General features: G+C 63.5%; 13 protein-coding genes and 2 pseudogenes. 9 read left to right on the top strand and 6 right to left on the bottom strand.

What is annotated here, in order from left to right:
- Positions 1-80 precede the first annotated feature (80 nt).
- On the bottom strand, positions 81-1,955 hold the full coding sequence (mutL, locus tag HB777_16555; protein QND65347.1) for a DNA mismatch repair endonuclease MutL: 1,875 nt from the start codon (positions 1,953-1,955) through the stop codon (positions 81-83).
- 256 nt (positions 1,956-2,211) lie between these two features.
- Complete coding sequence (locus HB777_16550; protein QND65346.1) at positions 2,212-3,114, bottom strand: LysR family transcriptional regulator; 903 nt, start codon at positions 3,112-3,114, stop codon at positions 2,212-2,214.
- Positions 3,115-3,205: 91 nt separating this feature from the next.
- Between HB777_16550 and HB777_16545 the strand changes: the two are divergent.
- From HB777_16545 to HB777_16530, 4 genes and pseudogenes are all read left to right on the top strand, one after another.
- Positions 3,206-4,775 (top strand): annotated as a pseudogene (locus HB777_16545) (trimethylamine methyltransferase family protein).
- A gap of 58 nt (positions 4,776-4,833) precedes the next feature.
- Positions 4,834-6,483 (top strand): ABC transporter substrate-binding protein, encoded by a 1,650-nt coding sequence (locus HB777_16540; protein QND65345.1) that lies wholly within the window; start codon positions 4,834-4,836, stop codon positions 6,481-6,483.
- A gap of 96 nt (positions 6,484-6,579) precedes the next feature.
- Positions 6,580-7,058 (top strand): annotated as a pseudogene (locus HB777_16535) (DUF3828 domain-containing protein).
- A 4-nt stretch (positions 7,059-7,062) separates the two neighbouring features.
- Positions 7,063-7,677, top strand: a complete 615-nt coding sequence (locus HB777_16530) for a hypothetical protein (GenBank protein QND65344.1) — start codon at positions 7,063-7,065, stop codon at positions 7,675-7,677.
- Between the two features lie 8 nt (positions 7,678-7,685).
- Here HB777_16530 and queF read toward each other — a convergent pair whose 3' ends face one another.
- Complete coding sequence (gene queF, locus HB777_16525) at positions 7,686-8,147, bottom strand: NADPH-dependent 7-cyano-7-deazaguanine reductase QueF (GenBank protein QND65343.1); 462 nt, start codon at positions 8,145-8,147, stop codon at positions 7,686-7,688.
- 56 nt (positions 8,148-8,203) lie between these two features.
- On the opposite strand from queF, the gene HB777_16520 reads away from it, so the two are divergent.
- Positions 8,204-10,249: an NADH:flavin oxidoreductase gene (locus HB777_16520; GenBank protein QND65342.1), complete on the top strand. Its 2,046-nt coding sequence runs from the start codon at positions 8,204-8,206 to the stop codon at positions 10,247-10,249.
- 136 nt (positions 10,250-10,385) lie between these two features.
- On the opposite strand, the gene HB777_16515 is transcribed toward HB777_16520, so the two are convergent.
- Positions 10,386-10,793: a hypothetical protein gene (locus HB777_16515; GenBank protein ID QND65341.1), complete on the bottom strand. Its 408-nt coding sequence runs from the start codon at positions 10,791-10,793 to the stop codon at positions 10,386-10,388.
- A 115-nt stretch (positions 10,794-10,908) separates the two neighbouring features.
- Between HB777_16515 and HB777_16510 the strand changes: the two genes are divergently transcribed.
- Entirely contained in the window at positions 10,909-11,337 is a 429-nt protein-coding gene (locus tag HB777_16510; protein ID QND65340.1) for a winged helix-turn-helix transcriptional regulator, read from the top strand.
- 21 nt (positions 11,338-11,358) lie between these two features.
- On the opposite strand, the gene HB777_16505 is transcribed toward HB777_16510, so the two are convergent.
- Both HB777_16505 and HB777_16500 read right to left on the bottom strand, forming a co-directional pair.
- Positions 11,359-12,102: a polysaccharide deacetylase family protein gene (locus tag HB777_16505; GenBank protein ID QND65339.1), complete on the bottom strand. Its 744-nt coding sequence runs from the start codon at positions 12,100-12,102 to the stop codon at positions 11,359-11,361.
- Positions 12,103-12,231: 129 nt separating this feature from the next.
- Positions 12,232-14,298: an EAL domain-containing protein gene (locus HB777_16500; protein QND65338.1), complete on the bottom strand. Its 2,067-nt coding sequence runs from the start codon at positions 14,296-14,298 to the stop codon at positions 12,232-12,234.
- A gap of 35 nt (positions 14,299-14,333) precedes the next feature.
- On the opposite strand from HB777_16500, the gene HB777_16495 reads away from it, so the two are divergent.
- The 3 genes from HB777_16495 to tdh all read left to right on the top strand — a co-directional run bounded on the left by HB777_16495 (position 14,334) and on the right by tdh (position 17,008).
- Positions 14,334-14,621 carry a hypothetical protein gene (locus HB777_16495; GenBank protein ID QND65337.1) on the top strand — a complete coding sequence of 96 codons (288 nt, stop codon included), beginning with the start codon at positions 14,334-14,336 and terminating at the stop codon, positions 14,619-14,621.
- Positions 14,618-15,805: a glycine C-acetyltransferase gene (locus tag HB777_16490; GenBank protein QND65336.1), complete on the top strand. Its 1,188-nt coding sequence runs from the start codon at positions 14,618-14,620 to the stop codon at positions 15,803-15,805. The genes HB777_16495 and HB777_16490 overlap by 4 nt, the downstream gene beginning before the upstream one ends.
- Positions 15,806-15,973: 168 nt before the next feature.
- Positions 15,974-17,008, top strand: coding sequence for an L-threonine 3-dehydrogenase (tdh, locus tag HB777_16485; protein QND65335.1), 1,035 nt, complete (start codon positions 15,974-15,976; stop codon positions 17,006-17,008).
- Positions 17,009-17,026: the final 18 nt, after the last annotated feature.

The raw sequence follows: 17,026 nt of genomic DNA, 5'->3' as shown, positions 1-17,026 counted from the left end.
GCGCCCTACCTCCCCCTTGTGGGGAGGTCGGACCGAAGGTCCGGGTGGGGGGTGCTTGGCGCAAACCTCAATAGGTCTGCTTACCGCCTCCCGAACAGCCTTTCGATGTCCGCCAGCTTGAGCTCGATATAGGTCGGGCGGCCGTGATTGCAGGTGCCGGAGCCGGGCGTTGCCTCCATCTGCCGCAGCAGGGCGTTCATTTCCTCGGCCTTGAGCAGGCGACCGGAGCGCACCGAGCCGTGGCAAGCCATGGTCGCGGCGATCTTGTCCAGCCGTTCCTTCAGCGTGTCGACCGTGTCGTTGTCGGCAATCTCGTCGGCGAGGTCGCGCACCAATTGCCCGACATTGGTCTCGCCCAGCATCGACGGCGTCTCACGCACGGCGACGGCGCCCGGGCCGAAGCGCTCGATGCCGAGGCCGAAGCGGGCCAGTGTTTCCGAATGCAGCGCAAGCCGCTCGGCATCCTCTTCCGGCAGGTCGATGATTTCAGGCAGAAGCAGCATCTGCGAGGGCACGGGGCGCGAATGCAGCGCATTCTTCAGCGCTTCGTAGACCAGCCGTTCATGCGCCGCATGCTGGTCGACGATGACGAGGGAATCCCTGGTTTGGGCGACGATGTAGTTCTCATGCACCTGCGCACGCGCCGCACCCAGCACCGCGCCAAGCAACGTCTCGGCCGCCTCATCCTGCCCGGCGCGCGCATCGGCGCTGTGCTGCGGGCCGGCATCGAACGCTGCCTGCTCGCTCTCACGCAAACCACGATGCTCGAAGCCCGCGCCCTCGAAACCCCTGTCGAGCGGTCGTTGCGGCGACCGGGCCGGGTCGAAGCCGGACGGGCCTGACGCGCGGTAGGCTGCGTCGTAGCTGCGGTGGCCGTTTGCCGGGCCGCCGTGACCGTAGGATGCGGCGCCGGGCCGGAAGGCCGCCATCATGCCGGCAGCACCCGTCGTCGCTGAACGGATGCCGGAATCGGCCAACGCCTGGCGGATGGCGCCGACGATCAGCCCGCGCACCAGGCCGGGATCGCGGAAACGCACATCGGCCTTGGCCGGATGGACATTGACGTCGACGATGGCCGGATCGAGCGACAGGAACAGCACCGTCACCGCATGGCGATCGCGCGGCAAGACGTCGGCATAAGCACCGCGAATGGCGCCGGCGATCAGCTTGTCGCGCACCGGCCTGCCGTTGACATAGGCATATTGCTGCAGCGCATTGGCGCGGGTGAAGGAGGGGATCGACACATGGCCGGTCAGGTGCACGCCCTCGCGCATCGCCTCGATGGCAATGGAATTGTCGGGAAAATCGGCACCCATCACCTGGGCGACGCGACGCAGGCTGCCTGCCGCGCTGTCGTCGGTCGCCGGCAGTTCCAGCGTCGAGCGGTCCGAGCCGGCCAGCGTGAAGCGCACGGCAGGGAAGGCGATGGCGATGCGCTTGATCACATCGCTGGTCGCCGAGCTTTCGGCGCGCTCGCCCTTCATGAATTTCAGTCGGGCCGGCGTGGCGAAGAACAGGTCGCGCACCTCCACCGTGGTGCCGCGATTGGCTGCCGCCGGCCTCACGGGCAAGACGCGGCCGCCATCGATGCCGATCTCGGCGGCACTGTCGCCGGCGGCCGTACGCGAACGGATCGACAGCCGTGACACCGAGCCGATCGACGGCAGCGCTTCGCCGCGGAAGCCGAGTGAGCGGATGTCGTTGATATCCTCGGTGAGCTTGGACGTGCAGTGACGCGCAATCGCCAGCGCCAGCTCCGGTTCGGGGATGCCGGAGCCGTCATCGGTGACGCGGATCAGGTTGAGCCCGCCTCCGGCGGTGACGATCTCCACTTTGCCGGCACCGGCATCGAGCGCGTTCTCGACCAGCTCCTTGACCACGCTTGCCGGACGCTCGATGACTTCGCCTGCGGCGATCTGGTTGATCATCGTGTCGGAAAGCTGGCGAATGGGCATGGAACCACTATAGGCGGATTCGTAGCTCGTGCGGAAGCTTTCGATGCTGGCGGGCCAGCACCCTCCTCTGGCCTGCCGGCCATCTCCCCCGCAAGGAGGGAGATCGGATGTCGCCACGGCTTTCGCCAATCTTCAGCGCTGCAGGAAGGGCGGCGAGGTTGGAACTGCCAATCTCCCCACTTGCGGGGGAGATGTCCGGCAGGACAGAGGGGGGTGCTGTCCCGCCGACTTCCAAGGGACTGGGAGGCACTGCCCCTCAAGCCTGCGCGGCCAGCCAGTCGCGCACCTTGCGCGCATTCTCACTAAGCTCCCGGTTCTTCGGCCAGACGACATAGAACGCCTTGCCCGTCCTCAGCACATGATCCGTCACCGGCACCAGCAGGCCGGATGCCAGCAGCCGCTCGGCAAGGTGCCGCCAGCCAAGCGCGATGCCTTGCCCTTCCATGACGCCCTGGATCACCAGGCCATAGTCGTTGATGCGCAGGCCGCGTGCGGTATCGTTGAGACTGGCGCCGGCCGACTGGAACCATTCGTCCCAGCTCGCGGCCTCGCGATACGGCTCTTCCAGATGGATGAGCCGGTGCGTGGCCAGTTCCGCAGCGGATTTGGGCAAGCCGAACTTAGCCGCATAGCTGGTGCCGGCGACGGGAAAGATCTCCTCGTCGGCCAGCGGCAAGGAGTGATAGTCCGGCCAGTCCCGCGGTTCGCCGCCGCGCACGCCGAGCGGGATGCCTTCCGCGATGATGTCGAGGTCGCGGTCGGCGGTCTGGATGCGCAGGTCGATGCCCGGCAGTTCGTCGCGGAACTGCTGCAGGCGTGGCATCATCCAGAAGGAGCCGAAGGCGGTCGACGCGGCAAGCGTCACATGGCCGCCGGTCGCCTGCAGGCGCAGATCCTCCGCCGACTTGCGGATATGCGACAGGCCGAGCGACACGTCGGCATGGAAGCGCTCGCCGGCCTCGGTCAGGATGACCTGGCGGTGACGGCGCTGGAACAGCTTGGCGCCAAGCTGTTCTTCCAGTCCTCGCACGGCATAGGAGACGGCGGCCTGCGTCATGCCGAGCTCACGCCCGGCGGCGGTGAAGCTCGACAGGCGCCCGGCGGCCTCGAAGACGATCAGGCTGCCGGCGGAAGGCAAGAGGTGGCGTAGGCTTCGCATAAGCCCAGCTTATACAAGAGATCAGGATTTTCCAGCGTCACATCCCCATTTTGTCTGCGTAGATTGTCCTCAGGAACAAGATGGAGGCTCCATGAACGCACCGGCCGCCGAGACGACAATCGAACCCGCCAAGCGGCGTGAGCGCGGTGGTGGCCGCATCGCCCGGCGTGAACTGCGTTCACACGGCTCGGAAGGGCTCAGCCGGCCCTACATCGTGCGCAACATCCCGACCTACGACATCCTGTCGGAAGAGAACCTGCTTCGTATCGAGGCGACCGCCGACCGGATCCTGGCCGAGATCGGCATAGAGTTCCGCGACGACCCAGTGGCCCTGGCGCACTGGAAGCGGGCAGGGGCGTCGATCGACGGCGTGCTGGTCAAATTCGAGCCGGGCATGTTGCGCGAGATCCTCAAGACGGCGCCGGCGAGCTTCACCCAGCATGCCCGCATTCCGGCCAATTCGGTCGAGATCGGTGGCAAAAGCGTCGTCTTCTCGCCGGCCTACGGCTCGCCCTTCGTCATGGATATCGACAAGGGCCGCCGCTACGGCACGATCGAGGATTTCCGCAACTTCGTGAAGCTGGCGCAGTCCTCGCCCTGGCTGCACCATTCCGGCGGCACCATCTGCGAGCCGGTCGACGTGCCGGTCAACAAGCGCCATCTCGACATGGTCTACAGCCACATCAAGTATTCCGATCGCGGCTTCATGGGCTCGGTGACGGCAGAGAGCCGCGCCGAGGATTTCGATCGACATGGCGCGCATCGTCTTCGGCCGGGATTTTGTCGACAAGAACTGCGTCATCCTCGGCAATGTCAACGTCAATTCGCCGCTGGTCTGGGATGCGACGATGACGACGGCGCTGCGCGCCTATGCCCGCGCCAACCAGGCGGCTGTCATTGTGCCGTTCATCCTTGGCGGCGCCATGGGCCCGGTGACCAATGCCGGCGCCATCGCCCAGTCGCTCGCCGAAACCATGGCCGGCTGCGCGCTGACCCAGCTCGAACGGCCCGGCGCGCCGGTCATTTTCGGCAATTTCCTATCATCGATGTCGCTGCGTTCGGGCTCGCCCACCTTCGGAACGCCGGAGCCGGCGATCGGCTCGATGGTCATCGGGCAACTGGCGCGGCGGCTGAACCTGCCGCTGCGCTGCTCCGGCAATTTCACCACCTCGAAATTGCCCGACGCGCACGCCATGAACGAAGGCACCATGTCGATGCTGGCGGCCGTGCATTGCGGCGCCAATTTCATCCTGCATTCGGCCGGCTTCCTCGACGGCCTTCTGTCGATGTCCTACGAAAAATTCGTCATGGACGCCGATTTCTGCGGCGCGCTGCACACCTATCTCGACGGGGTGAAGATCGACGACAACCAGCTGGCGCTCGACGCCTTCAGGGAGGTTGGTCCCGGCAGCCATTTCTTCGGTTCGGCCCATACCTTGGCCAATTACGAGACGGCCTTCTGGGATTCCGAGATCGCCGACAACGAACCTTACGAGAAGTGGGAGGCTGCCGGATCGGAAGATGCCGCCATTCGCGCCAACCGGCGCTGGAAGAAGGCGCTGGCCGAATACCAGGCACCGCCGCTGGACCCTGACATAGACGAGGCACTGCAGGACTTCATGGGCCGTAAAAAGCTTGAGATGGCGGACGCCTGGTACTGAGCATCCGAGAAGGGCGATCAACGCCACGCATCGAACAAGGAAAAAAGCGGAGGAAAAAATGACATTCTTCAGAAGCAGTGGCGATCGCGTGCCGAGCGCTATCAAGGCGATGGCGCAAGACGCCCGCGCGGGTAGCATGGACCGGCGCGAGTTCCTGGCGCTGGCAAGCGCCTTCGGCGCATCGACCGCGCTTGCCTATGGCATGATCGGCCTTGCCGTGCCGGATCGGGCCTTGGCCGAGGAGCCGAAGAAAGGCGGAACGCTGCGCGTCTCGATGTCGGTGAAAGGGCAGAAGGATCCGCGCACTTACGACTGGGTCGAACTGGCCAACATTTCGCGCTGCTGGCTGGAGCCGCTGGTCCGCTACACCAGACAATTCACATTCGAGCCGGTCCTGCTCGAAAGCTGGGATATCAACGACGACGCCACTGAATATGTGCTGCATGTGCGCAAGGGCATCACCTGGAACAACGGCGATGCTTTCAACGCCGATGACGTTGCCTACAATCTGACGCGCTGGTGCGAGAAGGGCGTCGCCGGCAATTCGATGGCCGCCCGTGTCGGCGCGCTGATCGACGCAAAGACCGGCAAGGCCAGGGACGGCGCGATCACCAAGGTCGACGACAACACGGTCAAGCTGAAGCTGAGCGAGCCCGACATCTCGCTGATCCCGAACTTCACCGACTATCCGGCGCTCGTCGTGCATCGCAACTTCGATGCCTATGGCGCAGACCCGATCAAGAAGCCGATCGGCACGGGAGCGTTCGAACTGGTCTCTTACGATGTCGGCCAGAAGGCGGTCGTCAAGCGCCGTGAGAATGGCAAATGGTGGGGCGGTGAAGCGCCGCTCGACAGTGTCGAATTCATCGACTACGGCACGGATTTCAATGCCTCGATCAATGCATTCGACTCCGGCGAGATCGACCTCAATTTCGAGACGCCCGCCGACTTCATCGACATCCTCGACAAGATGGGTCTGGTGAAATCGGAGGTCGCCACGGCGACGACGCTGGTTGCCCGCACCAACATCACCCACAAGCCCTATGACGACCAGCGGGTGCGCAACGCCCTGCAAATGGCCGTCGACAACAATGCGGTTCTCGAACTTGGCTATGCCGGGCGAGGCACGCCAGGTGAAAACCACCACGTCGCCCCGATCCACCCGGAATACTACCCGCTGCCCAAGAAGACACGCGACGCGGCCGGCGCCAAGAAGCTGATGGCGGAAGCCGGACAGGCCGACTTCGAGCATGAACTGATCACCGTCGAGGACGATTGGCAGAAGAACACGGGCGACGCCATCGCCGGCCAGCTGCGCGATGCCGGGATCAAGGTCAAGCGCACGGTGCTGCCCGGTTCGACCTTCTGGAACGACTGGACGAAATATCCCTATTCCATGACGATCTGGTACATGCGCCCGCTCGGCGTCCAGGTGCTGGCGCTCGGCTACCGCACCGGCGAGGCCTGGAATGAATCGGCGTATTCCAACCCAGACTTCGATGCCAAGCTCAAACAGGCGCTTTCGCTGATCGACGTGGCCAAGCGCAAGGAGGTGATGAAGGACGTCGAGCAGATCCTGCAGGATTCGGGCGTCATTGTGCAGCCGTTCTGGCAGAAGCTCTTCAGCCACATGAACAAGAAGGTGAAGAATTACGGTGTCCACCAGACCTTCGAGATGGATCTCCAGAACGTCTGGCTGGACGGCTGAAACGAGGCGCTGCGGGACTTCATGAGTCGCAAAAAAGCCGATATGCAGGATGCGTGGTGTTGATAGGCTCAAGCCATCAAAAGCCGGAGATTCTGCATGAGACGGACAGTGCTCGTTGCCGCCCTTTCGATAGCCATGCCGGCGGCCGCGTTTGCCGGACCGGCGTCCAACGCCGTGAAGTTCTTCTATGTTCCGGCGGTCAAGTTCGAGGCCGACGAACAATATCGGGATCGGTTCACCGAGCCGGTGACGAAACTGTTCGACCTGAACGACCAGGCAACGAAAAAGAACCCGGACGAGGTCGCCTGCATCGATTTCGATCCAGGTCTCGACGCCCAGGATTTCGATCAGAAAGCCGTCTCGAAAACGCTGAAACTGTCTGAGAAGCTGGATGGCGACAACGCAGAGGTTACAGCGTCCTTCAGCCTTTTTCGGAAGGCGACGATTCCAAACGTGAAATGGTCTGGTCGCTCAAGAAGATCGACGGCAAATGGAAGATATCGGACATCGCCTCCAAGACCAGCGACTGGACGCTCAGCGCGCTGGAATGCATGGCCGGCCAGACACCGGAGTGATGCGATGGCCCTTCGCCCGTTCCTGGCACTGTCGACCATGTGCCTGCTGGCGGTGGGTCTGAGCGGCGCCGCCGCGCAAGGGTTGTTGGGTGCGCCGCCGGCAAACGCCCCGGCTGACGCTGCGCCGGGTGACGGCGGGACACTGCCCGCAAATGTGCCCGGAACCGGGGTGGAACCGGCAACGCCCCCGGTTGGATGGTCGCCAGCCGAAGCCGCGCCGGCGGCACCCATCCAGCCCGGGTCGCCGACGGCGGTGGTGCGGCCGTTTTACGATCAGGTCGGGCTGGAGATCGATCCGGCGCAGCGAAGCCATTTCATCGACCCGGCCAAAACCGTTCTCGACAAGAGCGACGCCTTGCGCAAGTCCGGGCAGGGCGAGTGCCTCGACCCCAACATGGCGCTCGACAATGCGGATTATGACAAGGCCGAGATCGACAAGAGCCTGAAGACGCTCGAGGCGATCAACGGCGACCAGGCCAAGGTTATCGTCGCCTTCGTTGTCGCTGGCAATCCGCACCGGCTGGAGTGGAAATTCAAGAAGGTCGACGGCGACTGGAAGATCACGGACCTGTTGTCGGTGACCGGCGAATGGGCACTCAGCCAGTATCAGTGCGAATGATGGGCGAGCTAGCCGCGCCCGCGATAAGGCGCGACGCCGGTGTCGGGCAGCCAGCTGCCTTCCGGTGGCGCGCCGGTCTGCCAGAACACGTCGATCGGAATGCCGCCGCGCGGATACCAATAGCCGCCTATGCGCAGCCACAGCGGCTTGGTTGCCGCCACGATGCGCCGGCCGATCATGACCGTGCAGTCTTCATGAAAGGCGCCGTGGTTGCGGAACGAAGTCATGAACAGCTTCAGCGACTTCGATTCCACCAGGGCCGCATCGGGTGCGTAGTCGATGACGATATGGGCGAAATCCGGCTGGCCGGTAACCGGGCACAGCGAGGTGAATTCCGGGCAGGTGAAGCGCACGATTGCCGGCGGCCCGTCGCCGCGTGTGTACGGCACGGTCTCCAGGACCGCTTGTTCGGGGCTCTGTGGCGTCTCGACGTGGGCGCCGAGCTGGGTGAGGGTTTTGGTATCGATCATCGCGGTTGTCCTTGGATTTGCCGCTCATTAGCACAATTTGAAAAAGCAGGAAGACGATGACGAGTAACGATCCGCTTCTCCAGCCCTACCAGCTCAAACATCTGACGCTGAAGAACCGGGTCATGTCGACCAGCCATGAGCCGGCCTATTCGGAAGACGGCATGCCCAAACAGCGCTACCGGCTCTACCATGCCGAGAAGGCCAAGGGCGGCATGGCGCTGACCATGACCGCCGGCTCGGCGATCGTTTCGCGCGACAGTCCGGCCGCCTTTGGAAATCTGCACGTCTATGACGACAGGATCGTGCCGTGGCTGGCCGAACTCACAGAGGCCTGCCACGAGCACGACTGCAAGGTGATGATCCAGATCACCCATCTCGGCCGTCGCACCGGCTGGAACAAGGCCGACTGGCTGCCTGTGCTCTCGGCCTCGCCGGTGCGTGAGCCGGCGCATCGTGCCTTCCCCAAGACCATCGAGGACTGGGACATCGAGCGCATCGTCGCCGACTATGCTTCGGCCGCGCAGCGCTGCCAGGCCGCCGGTCTCGACGGCATCGAGTTCGAAGCTTACGGCCATCTGATCGACGGCTTCTGGTCACCGGCCACCAACCAGCGCGACGACGAGTTCGGCGGTTCGCTCGACAACCGTCTGCGCTTCACCAACATGGTGCTGGATGCCGTGCGCGCGGCGGTCGGCGAGAAATTCGTCGTCGGCATCCGCATGGTCGCCGACGAAGACTTCGACAAGGGCCTATCGAAACAGGAGGGGGTCGAGATCGCCAGGCGGCTGGCCGGCTCCGGCAAGGTCGATTTCCTCAACATCATCCGTGGCTCGATCGAGAGCGACGCGGCACTGACCAAGGTCATCCCGGTGGCCGGCATGCGTTCTTCGCCGCATCTCGATTTCGCCGGCGAGGTGAGGGCGGCGACAAAATTCCCGACCTTCCACGCGGCACGCATTTCCGACGTCGCCACCGCGCGCCACGCCATCGCCACTGGCAAGCTCGACATGGTCGGCATGACCCGCGCCCACATCGCCGATCCGCACATCATGAAAAAGGTGATGGAGGGCCGCGAGCACGAGATACGCCCATGTGTGGGCGCCACCTATTGTCTCGACCGCATCTACGAAGGCGGCGAAGCGCTGTGCGTCCACAATGCGGCGACCGGCCGCGAGGCCGATCTTCCGCACATCATCGTCAAGACAGAAGGGCCGAAACAGAAAATTGTCGTGGTCGGCGCTGGCGCCGGCGGGCTGGAGGTGGCGCGGGTGGCGGCCGAGCGCGGCCACAAGGTGACGGTGCTTGAAGCGTCGAGCCAGGCCGGCGGCCAGGTGCGACTAGCGACGCAGAACCCGCGCCGCAAGGAATTGATCGGCATCATCGACTGGCGGCTGGCTGAACTCGACCGGCTCGGCGTCGAGATCCGCTACGACACCTGGGCGGAGAAGGATGACGTTCTGGCGCTGTCACCCGACGTGGTGGTGGTCGCCACCGGCGGTCTGCCGCAAAATCCGCCGCTGACCGCGGGCGACAACCTTGTCACCTCAAGCTGGGACATCATGGCCGGCAGCGTCAAGCCCGCCGAAAACGTGCTGCTCTATGACGACAATGGCGGCCATCAGGGCATGGGCGCGGCCGAGCTGATCGCCAATGCCGGCTCGAAACTCGAACTTGTTTCGCCGGAGCGCTTCTTTGCCCCGGAAATGGGTGGCATGAACCACGTGCCCTACATGCGTGCCTTCCAGGAAAAGGGTGTCACCATCACCATCAACACACGGCTGCGTTCGGTGCGGCGCGAGGGCAATCAGCTGGTCGCGGAGCTGGCCTCGGATTTTGCCGACGGTTGGCGCGGCGAAAGGTGGGTCGACCAGGTGGTGGTCGAGCATGGCACGCTGCCGCTCGACGAACTCTACCTCTCGCTGAAGCCGCTGTCGAAGAATGGCGGCGCGGTCGACTATGAGCGTCTGGTGAGCGGTGGCGACATCTTTCCGGCCCGCAATCCGCAAGGCGGCTTTGTGATGTTCCGCATTGGCGACGCGGTCGCCTCGCGCAACATCCATGCCGCCATCTATGACGGCATCAGGTTCGGCTTGCGGATCTGAAATCAGCTATCGCGAGGATCGGTGGCGCGCGGTCGGACCTGCGTACGAGAGCCCGTGTACCTCAGTCTGACCGCGCGCCCGCACGTCATTGGCTCGTCGCCAGACAACGTACGATTCCGTGAAATTGTGCTGCGTCTCAGACCATCCTCGCGACAGCCATGCACAGCACCGTGACGACCAGCAACCAGGCGGCAATGCGTTCGCCCGTTGCCATTCTGGCGCGCAGTTGCGTTTCGGTTTCCGCATTCGCACCGGCAAGTCGTCTGCTGGGCGCCCTGACCATGGCGCCGAGCACGCCGGCGGCGGCGAAAGCGGCAAGGATGCCAAGCGCCAGCACCATTTCCGTCGAGCCGAAATAGGCGCCGTGAAAGAAGTACCACAGCAGCGCTCCGGTCAGGAAAACCATGCCGGCCGCGCCCATCTGCGGCTGGATGAAGCGTTCGACCCGGATGTCAGGATCGCGCGCCAGCGTGATCGTGGTGCCTGCCCAGAAAACACCGGCCATGACGTGAAGGCCGATAACGACGATGTAGACATACTGCATGACCGGATCTCCTCTCGCGTCTGCCGTCGCAAACAGTTAGGTATCGAATGATTAGATGTCAATGTATAAAAGACAGCCAGTTCCCTCTGCGGAAAACACCGTCTAGTGTCCTGTAATGACACCCTTCGAACGCCCGCCAATCGGCATGAATCTCGGCCGAACCGCCAAGCTGGTTGCCCAGGCTTTCGACGCCGCCTTGGTCGAGGCCGGCGGTACGTTGCCGGTCTGGCTTACCTTGCTGTCGGTCAAGTCGAGCAAACTTGCCAATCAGCGCGAGCTGGCCGGCATGATCGGCATCCAGGGGGCGACGCTAACCCACCACCTCAACGCGATGGAGGCGCAGGGCCTGCTGACGCGCCGCCGCGATCCCGTCAACCGCAGGGTTCACCTGGTCGAATTGACTGCGGCCGGAGAAGCGGTGTTCGAGACCTTGCGCCAGGCCGCGCTTGTCTTCGATAAGCGGTTGCGCGTGGGGTTGTCCGACGAGCGTCTGGCGGAGTTCGCGCAGGTGCTGGCAGCGTTGCGGGGCAATGTGGGAGGGTAGGCGTGCGCGCCGATCATCGGCTCAGTCGTCGTAGCCCTGGATTGTCCCAAAGGTGTAATGGCGCAGCTTCAGCGCGGTGATCAAATCGGTCAGGTTCGTCTTGCCGTCGAAGCGGTCCTGGAACATCTCGTCATGCATCAGCAGGATCAGCTTGCCGGGCTTGACGAAGCGGCCGTAGCCGAACAGGTGATCGATCTCGCTGACCAGATGGTCGACGCTCTGCACCGGCTCGCCGCTGTCCTTGTGCACCCATTCATGGTCCCATCCGTAGAGATAGAAACCCGAGGCCGCGACAAACTCGTAGTCGGGTTCTTCTCGCCCCTCCTGGGCGAGGCCAAGCGAGGTATCGTTCTTCGACATAGAGGGCAGCCTGAACACGTCGCGTCCCGGCAGCCGCGCATGCACCACGGGCTTCAAGCCAAGCACGGCGTTTGCCCGCATCATGTCGGCGACGACCCCTTCGGTGTCGGCGTAAAAATGCTGGTAGCGGTTGTTGGCGTGGCTGTAGCTGTGGTTGCCGAGCGTCACCAGCGCAAGCTGCTTGGCACGCCGGACGAGCGCCCCGTTGCCGGCGCTCGCCTGCGCATGCATGCCGACCATGAACATGGTCGCCGGAACCTGCTCGGCCTCCAGCACATCGAGGATGTTGCTTGTGCCGTTCAGCGGGCCATCGTCGAAGGTGAGATAGATGGTGCGATCGGCGCCATGGGCGGGGAACGCAAGGATCAACAGTGCCGCCAGGACAAACCGAAACGGTGTCATCACCCGCAATATCCGGTTGCAATCACGACAGGCGGCCATGCCCACAACGGCTTGTCAAGGCGAGCCGGTGCATGTCGCCCAAAAGTGCGCAGCGGTTTTGGGACAACGACATGCACAAACAAAAGGCAGTACCTACGCCAGGCTTCCCTGCAGCACTGTCAGCTTGGCTTTCTTCGGCATGCGGGCGGTCAGCCATTCCAGCGCCTTGTCGTGCGGCATCGGGAAGGCGATGGAGTAACCCTGCACCTGGTCGCAGCCGATCGCCATCAGCGAATTGAGCTCGGCCTCGGTTTCGGCGCCTTCGGCAACGATCGAGATGCCAAGGCCACGCGCCAGTTCGGTGATGGCGCGCACGATCTTCGAGTTGTCGCCATTCTCATGGATGTTCTGGACAAAGCGGCGATCGATCTTCAGCCGGTCGATCTCGTTCGGGTTGACATGGCTGAGCGAAGCATAGCCGGTGCCGAAATCATCGAGTTCGAGATGCACGCCGGCTGCCCTGATGTGGCGCAGCTTGGCGGCGATGCCCGTTTTTTCGTCGTCGAGAATGACGGATTCGACAATTTCCAGCGACAGTTTCTGCGGCGGCAGCCCGGCCTTTTCCAGCGTCTCGAACAAAAACGCATCGAAATCGTGTTCGCGCAGTTCTGTTCCGGAAACATTGACGGCAAGCCGCCCGAAGGCAATCCCGGCGCGGTTCCATTCGGCCGCCTCGTTGATCGCCTTGGTGATGACGATGCGGCCGATCTCGGGCATGAAGCCGCATTTCTCGGCGACCGGAATGAATTCGCCGGGTGGGATCATGCCGCGCTCGGCATGGTTCCAGCGCACCAGCGCCTCGATGCCGCTGATAGTGCCGTTGGTCAGCGAGACCTGCGGCTGGAAATAGACCTGGAAGGCCCGCTCCGCGATGGCGACCTTGATGTCGTGCTCAAGCTGCTTGCGATAGTCGAGCTCGCGGCGCAACTCCTCGGAGAAGAAGGAGAAGTTGCCGCCGCCCAGCTTCTTGGCGGAGTAAAGCGCCAGATCGGCGTGGACCAGCAGGTCCTGGGCATTGTCGGCGTCGATCGGATAGACGGCGATGCCGGCGCTGGCGCCTGGGAGAATGGTCGTGCCCTGGAAAACGATCGGCTCGTTGATGTGCGCCAGGATGCGCCGGGCGAGCATGTTGATGTCTTCGGTGCCGCCGGCGCCGCCGAGGATCATGACGAACTCGTCGCCGCCCAGGCGCACGCACAGATCCGACGCCCGGCAGGAATCGCGCATGCGCTGCGCCGTGATGACCAGCACATAGTCGCCGGCTGCATGGCCGAGCGTATCGTTGATCTGCTTGAACCGGTCGAGGTCGAGCTGGACGACGGCAAGACGTTCGCGACGCCGGTGCGTGCCCTTGATCAGCGTGTCGAAATGATCGGTCAGGAAGGTGCGGTTGTGCAGGCCGGTGAGGCCGTCATGCACCGCGATGAAGGCCATGGAATTGCGCGCGTCGATCAGCTCATGCGTCTTGCGCAGGATGGCGTTCGACATCGGCCTGAAGATGAAGAGCGCCACCAGGATGATGACGCCGAGCGTGGCATAGAACAGCGTGCGATGGAGGGCGAGCAGCTTCTCCGAGCGCTCGTCGGCGTCGGCGCTGATGCGTTGGCCAAGCGCGGCGTAGCCCGACAAGGTCGCGTTGGCGACAGAGGCATCGAGATTGACGCGCTCGTCGCCGCCCTTGTAGCCGCCATTGCCGGTGAATCGCGATTCATAGGCCGAGATCAGGCGATCGCCATTGGCGATCAACCCGATCGAGAAATAGTCGAGGTGGAAGGGCTTGGCGAAAAGGACGCTTTCGATCGACTTCGGGTCTAACTTGGCCGGCGATTGCGGATCGGCTCCCGTCTGCTCGAGCAGCAGATCGTAATTCGTCTCGAACTCCGCTGTTGCCTGCTTGAGTGCGCTGACCAGCGCCGGCTGCTTGTCGCGCGAACCGGCACCCGTTGCACTGGCAAGGAAGACGATGCGCTGCGACAGCGTCTTTTGCGTGCTGACAATGTCGAGCAAGGTGTGGTTGTGCTGTTGGGTGGCCATCATCTGCTGCAGCAGGATGAAGGAGGCTATCACCATGGCCGCAATGATCAGCAGGGCCAGCCAATAGCCAGCCTTGATCAGCAGTATGAGCTTGCCTGAAACGGTCTGCACCGGCTGCTGCGACATGTTCGGGGGCGGCCCTCTCGCCAACGGATTCCTGTATGAGCACCATTGAACTGCAAACGTTAACAGGACTGGAAATCGACAGCCGGCCGGCAAGGGGGAGCCGTGGAAAGATCGCGAAATGGTTATCGGCTCGTTTAGCGCTCTACCGGCATTTGAGCGGTCGTCGGCCTGCCGCCTTTGTCGTGGCCTCGCTTCTGCGGCCGCATGACAATCCACATCGCAGCAACATCGGGCCGCTTGCCACCGATCCGGTCGTTTTTGCGATGGATTTTTCGCGCGGACGAGACGACAGTCGGCCCACGTCAAACGAGGCTAGATCATGACCGCAGCATTCCTCTCCCACATCGACAGCGAGCTCGCGGGGCTCAAATCGGCGGGCCTCTACAAATCCGAGCGGGTGATCTCTTCGACCCAGTCAGCCGAGATCGAGGTCGGCGGGCAGAAAGTGCTTAATTTCTGCGCCAACAACTATCTCGGCCTCGCCGACAGCGCCGACCTGCGTGCGGCGGCCAGCCAGGCGCTCGACCGGTATGGCTACGGCATGGCATCGGTGCGCTTCATCTGCGGCACGCAAGTGGAGCACAAACAGCTCGAGGCGACGATTTCATCCTTCCTCGGCCTGGAAGACACAATCCTCTACGGCTCTTGCTTCGACGCCAATGGCGGCCTGTTCGAAACGTTGCTCGGTGAGGACGACGCGATCATTTCCGATGCGCTGAACCACGCCTCGATCATCGACGGCGTGCGGCTGTCGAAGGCCAAACGCTTCCGCTACGCCAACAACGACATGGCCGATCTCGAGGCGCGTCTGAAGGAAGCCAAGGACTGCCGCTTCCGGCTGATCGCCACCGATGGCGTGTTTTCGATGGACGGCATCATCGCCAATCTCGGGGGTGTCTGCGACCTCGCCGAAAAGTACGACGCCATGGTGATGGTCGACGACAGCCATGCGGTCGGCTTCGTCGGCCAGAACGGCCGCGGCTCGGCCGAGCATTGTGGCGTCGAGGGCCGGGTCGACATCATCACCGGCACGCTCGGCAAGGCGCTCGGCGGCGCCTCGGGTGGCTACACCTCGGGCAAGAGGCCGGTGGTCGACTGGCTGCGCCAGCGCTCACGGCCCTATCTCTTCTCCAACACGCTGATGCCGGCGATCGCCGGCGCTTCGATCAAGGTGTTCGACCTTGTCCGCAATGGCGATGCCTTGCGCCAGCGCCTCTATGCCAATGCGGCGCGGTTCCGGTCGCAGATGGGCAAGCTCGGCTTCACGCTGGCTGGCGCCGACCATCCGATCATTCCGGTGATGCTGGGCGACGCGACGCTGGCGCAGGAGATGGCAGCGCGCATGCTGAAGCGCGGCATCTATGTCATCGGCTTTTCCTTCCCGGTGGTGCCGAAAGGCCAGGCGCGCATCCGCACGCAGATGTCGGCGGCACATTCCAGCGCCGACATCGACCGTGCGGTGGAAGCGTTTGCCGCCGTCGGGCGCGAACTCGGGGTCATTGGATAAGGCTTCTTAACCTCCCCCTTGTGGGGAGGGTCGACGAGCGACCGCTTGCAAGGCAAGTGGTCGGGAGACGGGGTGGGGGTACGCACAGATCTCCACCAACAACTTTTGGACCCCCCACCCGGCCCTTCGGGCCACCCTCCCCACAAGGGGGAGGGTAAGGAGCTAGATATGTCGAACATGATGAAGGCGCTGGTAAAGGCCAAGGCCGAACCGGGCATCTGGATGGAAGAGGTGCCGGTGCCGGAAATCGGCCCCAACGACGTGCTGATCAAGATCAAGAAAACGGCGATCTGCGGCACCGATGTCCATATCTACAATTGGGACCAGTGGGCGCAAAAGACGGTGCCGGTGCCGATGGTGACCGGCCATGAATTCGTCGGCACGGTCGCCGATTTCGGCGCGGCGGTCACCGAATACAAGGTCGGCCAGCGCGTGTCGGGCGAAGGCCACATCGTCTGCGGCCATTGCCGCAACTGCCGCGCCGGGCGAGGGCATCTCTGCCGCAACACGCTCGGTGTCGGCGTCAACCGGCCCGGCGCCTTCGGCGAGTATCTGGCGATCCCGCAGCACAATGTGGTGCCGATCCCCGACGATGTGCCCGACGAGATCGCCGCCATCTTCGATCCCCTGGGCAATGCCGTCCACACGGCACTCTCCTTCGATCTGGTCGGCGAAGACGTGCTGGTCACCGGCGCCGGGCCAATCGGGATCATGGGCGCGCTCGTCGCGCAGTGCGTCGGCGCGCGAAAAGTCGTCATCACCGACATCAACCCGGTACGGCTGGCGCTGGCGAAGAAGCTCGGCGTCCAACATGTCGTCGACGCGTCGAAGGAAAAGCTGCGCGATGTCATGCCGGCGCTCGGCATGACCGAGGGTTTCGACGTCGGCCTCGAAATGTCGGGCGCCGCCCCCGCCTTCCGCGATATGATCGACACCATGAACAATGGCGGCAAGATCGCCATTTTAGGCATCGCGCCGACCGGCTTCGAGATCGACTGGAACAAGGTCATCTTCAAGATGCTGCATCTCAAGGGCATCTACGGCCGCGAGATGTTCGAGACCTGGTACAAGATGATCGCGCTGGTGCAGGGGCCGCTCGATGTTTCCGGGCTTATCACGCACCGCATCGGCATCGATGATTTCCAGGCGGGCTTCGATGCGATGCGCAGCGGCAGCTCCGGCAAGGTGGTGATGGACTGGTAGGCGCAGAGAAGCCCCGGC

Origin of the sequence: Mesorhizobium loti (genome assembly GCA_014189435.1) — a bacterium.
GTDB lineage: Bacteria > Pseudomonadota > Alphaproteobacteria > Rhizobiales > Rhizobiaceae > Mesorhizobium > Mesorhizobium loti_G.
Note: the sequence above shows the minus strand (reverse complement) of the source record. Positions and strands in the feature narration are given on the sequence as shown.